Below are 4,532 nucleotides of genomic sequence, written 5' to 3' on the forward strand. Positions count from 1 at the left end.
CTGCTCGCGCGCACGCGGACCCGGGCTCGTGCGCCGCGCCTCTGGTCCGTGTGGCGCCGCGGCCGCGGGCCCGCGGCCCCCCCCAACCGTCGCTCCCCGCCCGGGGGCGGCGGCCGGCCCCCGCCCCCCCGCCCGCGCGCCGTGGCCGCGGCCCCCCGCGGGGGGGGCGCCCTGCGGCTCGGCCTGGCGCTGGCGGGCGGCGGGCGGCCGCCGAGGCGGCACGTCAGGCCGAGGCTGCGGAGGCGGCGCGGCAGGCCGAAGCCGCCCGTCAGGCCGAAGAACAGCGTCTGGCCGAGGAACAGCGCCAGGCCGAGGACCAACGCCAGGCCGAGGAACAGCGCCTCGCCGCCGAGGCCGCCGCCCGCGAAGTAGCCGAACGCGCCGCCGCGGCCGCTGCCGCGCAAGAGGCCGAGCGCGCCGAGGCTGAGGCCCGCGCCCGCGCGGAGGCCGAACGCCAGGCCGCGCTGGAGGCCGAAGCCGCCGCCCGCGCGGCCGAACAGGCCCGGCAGGAGGCCGAACGCGCCGAGGCCGAGCGCCAGGCCGAACTGGACCGCCAGGCCGAGGAACAGCGTGCCGAGGCCGAACGCCAGTCCGAAGCCCGCCGCGCCGAAGAAGAACGCCGCGCCGAGCAGGAGCGCCGCCGCGCCGAGGAGGAGGCCGCCGCCGCGGCCGCTGCCGCAGCGCTCGCCCGCGCCGAGGAAGCCGAGCGCGCCCGGGCCGCCGCCGAGGCTCGCGAACAGGCCGAGGCCCCCCGCGTCGCCCCCGACGAACCCGACGCGCTGACGCAGGCGCTTGAACAGGCGATGGCGCAGGCCCCCGAGGGTGCCGGCGCGGATGGCGGCGGCGGCCGCGCGGCCTCGGGGCCGCCGCTGTCGCAGGGCGAAAAGGACGGGCTGCGGCTGCAGATCGAGGATTGCTGGAACGTCGGCTCGCTATCGCGCGAGGCGCAGCGCGTCTCGGTCACGGTCGAGTTCGAGATGTCCCAGGACGGCATGCCGATCGAGGACTCGGTGCGCCTGGTCGGTCATGACGGCGGCTCGGACGCCGCCGCCGCGCAGGCCTTCGAATCAGCCCGCCGCGCGATCATCCGCTGCGGTTATCAGAAGGACGGCTATCAGCTGCCGATCGAGAAATACGCCCGCTGGCGGCAGACCATCATCGACTTCCGCCCGCAGGGCGGCCCGTCGATCCGTTGACACCCCGGCGCGCCGCATGGCGTCCGCCGGACAATCAGGCTAAGGCTTTCCGCACCATGACCAGGACCCTGTTTTCCCTTGCCGCCGCCGCCCTGCTGGCGCTCTGTGCCGCGCCGCTGACGGCGCAGGACACGCCCGCTCCGGCCCCCGACGCGACGATGACCGCCGCCGAGGACCAGGGCCCGCTGCGCATCGAGATCACCGGCGGCCAGGTCGAGCCGATGCCGATCGCCGTCGCCCCGTTCTTCGACGAGGGCGGCGCAGGCGAGCTGGCCGGCCAGATCCAGCAGGTCGTCACCGCCGACCTGACCGGGACCGACCTGTTCCGGGAAATCCCCGCCGACGCCCATGTCGCCAAGCCCACCGCCTTCGACGACGCCATCGCCTATCCCGACTGGCGCGCGATCAACGCCGAGGCGCTGATCCTGGGCGCGGTCGCGGTCCAGGGCGACGACGTCACCGTCAAGTTCCGCCTGTATGACGTGTTTTCCGGGCAGCCGCTGGGCGACGGGATGCAGTTCGACGCCCCGCGCGAGGGCTGGCGCCGGGTCGCCCACAAGGTCGCCGACCAGGTCTATGCCCGGGTCACCGGCGAGACCGCCTATTTCGACAGCCGCGTCGCCTTCATTTCCGAAACCGGCCCCAAGGACGCGCGGCTCAAGCGCATCGGGATCATGGATTACGACGGCGCCAACCCGATCTGGGTGACCGATGACGCCGACCTGGTCGTCTCACCGCGCTTCTCTCCGGACGGGAACAGCCTGCTCTACACCAGCTTCGCCAGCGGGATGCCGCAGATCATGCTGATGGACGTGGCCAGCGTCCAGTCGCGCCCGCTGAAGATGGAAGCCGGCACGATGAGCTTTGCCCCGGCCTTTTCCCCGGACGGGCGCTGGATCGTCTATTCCCGCGAAAAGGGCGGCAACACCGACCTGTGGCAGATGGACGTGGCGACCGGGGCCGAGCGCCCGCTGGTCGAGACCCAGGCCATCGAGACCTCGCCCAGCTACAGCCCGGACGGCAGGCAGATCGTCTTCGAAAGCGACCAGTCCGGCAGCCAGCAGATCTATGTCATGGCCGCCGACGGATCGGGCGAGCCGCAGCGGATCAGCTTTGGCGAGGGCAGTTATGGCACCCCCGCCTGGTCCCCCAAGGGCGACCTGATCGCCTTCACCAACCAGCAGGGCGACAGCTTCCACATCGGGGTCATGCGGCCGGACGGGACGGAAGAGAAAATGCTGACAGAATCGTTTCTTGACGAGGGCCCGAGTTGGGCCCCCAATGGGCGGGTGGTGATGTTCACGCGCGCTACTCCGGGCGGCGAGGGCACGTCGCGCCTGCATTCGGTGGACGTCACCGGCCGCAACATGCGGCCTCTGGACATCGAGGGCGCGGCGTCCGATCCCGACTGGGGACCGCTGCTGCCGTAAGGCGCGGCATCAGGACACGGACCGCAGATGAACGCGAGGGGCGTCAGGTGATGAACGGGTTTCGGATCGCGGCAGGGGCCGCCATGCTGTCGGTGCTGGGTGCCTGCGCGCAGCCGCCGGCCCCGGTCGTCGTCGCCGACCCCTATGCCGGGAATGTCGGGGGCCCGGCCCGCTATACCGGCGCGGTCAAGCCCGGCAACCTGCCCGGCACGGTGACCGCCGCCGATTTCGCCCGCACCGCCGGGGACACGGTGCTGTTCCCGGAAAACGACGCCTCGCTGGACGGCGCGGCGCGGGCGACGCTGGTCAAGCAGGCAGACTGGCTCAAGCGGAACGGCAGCTTCTCGACCGTGGTAGAGGGCCATTCGGACGAAAAGGGCACCCGCGAATACAACCTCGCCTTGGGGGCGCGGCGGGCGGGCGCGGTGCAGGAATACCTGGTGTCGCAGGGGGTGGAATCGGGGCGCATCCGCACCAGTTCCTACGGCAAGGAACGCCCGATCGAGGTGTGTTCGACCCCGGAATGCCAGGCCAGGAACCGCCGCGCCGTCACCATCGTCTCGCCGGGCACCGGCGTCTGATGCTGCGCGCGGCGATGCTGGGCGCGCTGGTCGGCGCAGCCGTCGCCACCTCCGGCTGGGCGCAGCAGGCGGCAGCGCCGACGGTGCCGGAAGCGGCAGCGCCGGAAGCCAGGGCGCCCGAGGCGCCGGCGGAAAGCTCGCTGGCCGATCTGCGGGCCGAGCTGAGGACGCTCGCGGCCGAGCTGAAATCCCTGCGGGCCGAGCTGAACGCCTCGGGCGCGGCCGGCTTCAAGGCCGCCGGCGGCGACAGCGCCATCGACCGGATGAACGCGATGGAACGCCAGCTGACCCGAATGACCGGCGAGACCGAGCGGCTCAAGAACCGGATCGAGCGCATCGTCCGCGACGGCACCAACCGGGTCGGCGACATCGAATTCCGCCTGTGCGAGCTAGAGGATGGCTGCGACCTGGCCGCCCTCACCACGCCCACGCTGGGCGACCTGGAGGGCGGCGGGGCGGTGACGCAGCTGCCGCCGCAGCTGGCGGCTCCCACGGCCCCCGCCCCCGACATGCCGCTGACCGCCGAGGAACAGCGCGCCTTCGACCGCGCCAACGCCGCGATGCAGGCCGGCGATTTCCCGCAAGCCGCCGACCTGTTCGGCCTGTTCGCCCACACCCATGCCGGCAGCCCCGCCGCGGCCGAGGCGCTGTTCCTGAAGGGCGCGGCGCTGGACAGCGCGGGCGATCCCAAGGCGGCGACGGCCGCGTGGCTGTCGGCCTTTGCCGCCGCGCCGACCGGGCCGCGCGCGCCCGACGCACTGCTGGGGCTGGCGCGGGTGTCGGTGGTGGGCAAGCCCGCGTCCGAGGCCTGCATCTATCTGACCGAGCTGACCACCCGCTTTGCCGGGACGCCGCAGGCCGACGAGGCGCTGCGGCGCAGCGAGACGGCCGGCTGCGGCGCGCTGGCCGATGACCCGGCCCCGCCGGACGCCACGGGCGCCGACCCGGCGGCCGGCGCCGACCCCGAGGCCGAAGCCGACGTGGCCGATGGCGGCTGAGCCGCAGGCCGCCGTCACCGCCGAACTGGACCGTCTGGCCGGGGCGATGCCCTCGCTGGGGGTCGCCGTGTCGGGCGGGGGGGACTCGCTGGCGCTGCTGCACATGGCCGCGGCTTGGGGCCGCCAGCGCGGCATCGCGCTTGAAGCCGCCACGGTCGATCACGCCCTGCGTCCAGAATCCGCCGACGAGGCGGCGCTGGTCGCCCGCGCCTGCCCGGCGCTGGACGTGCCGCATCGGGTGCTGGCCTGGGATCATGGCGGGGGGGGGTTGGGGGGGCTGGGGGGGGGGGGCGGGGGGGGGGGGGCGGGGGGGGGGTGGGGCGCGGG

General features: G+C 74.1%; 5 protein-coding genes. All 5 read left to right on the top strand.

What is annotated here, in order from left to right:
- Nucleotides 1-1,196: hypothetical protein (locus tag IC63_RS17135; protein ID WP_052042344.1), on the top strand; the 1,196-nt coding region annotated here is incomplete at its 5' end.
- Between the two features lie 56 nt (nt 1,197-1,252).
- Complete coding sequence (gene tolB, locus IC63_RS16475; RefSeq protein ID WP_036722607.1) at nt 1,253-2,626, top strand: Tol-Pal system beta propeller repeat protein TolB; 1,374 nt, start codon at nt 1,253-1,255, stop codon at nt 2,624-2,626.
- Nucleotides 2,627-2,676: 50 nt separating this feature from the next.
- A complete protein-coding gene (locus IC63_RS16480; RefSeq protein ID WP_036722609.1) occupies nt 2,677-3,207 on the top strand; it encodes an OmpA family protein in 531 nt (176 codons plus the stop codon).
- Entirely contained in the window at nt 3,207-4,205 is a 999-nt protein-coding gene (locus IC63_RS16485) for a tol-pal system YbgF family protein (protein WP_084116023.1), read from the top strand. Before IC63_RS16480 ends, IC63_RS16485 begins: the two co-directional genes overlap by 1 nt.
- Before the next feature lie 46 nt (nt 4,206-4,251).
- Nucleotides 4,252-4,532, top strand: a 281-nt coding sequence (locus IC63_RS17140) for an ATP-binding protein (RefSeq protein ID WP_332257837.1), incomplete at its 3' end; no start/stop codon positions are given.

Origin of the sequence: Paracoccus sphaerophysae (assembly GCF_000763805.1) — a bacterium.
Taxonomy (GTDB): domain Bacteria; phylum Pseudomonadota; class Alphaproteobacteria; order Rhodobacterales; family Rhodobacteraceae; genus Paracoccus; species Paracoccus sphaerophysae.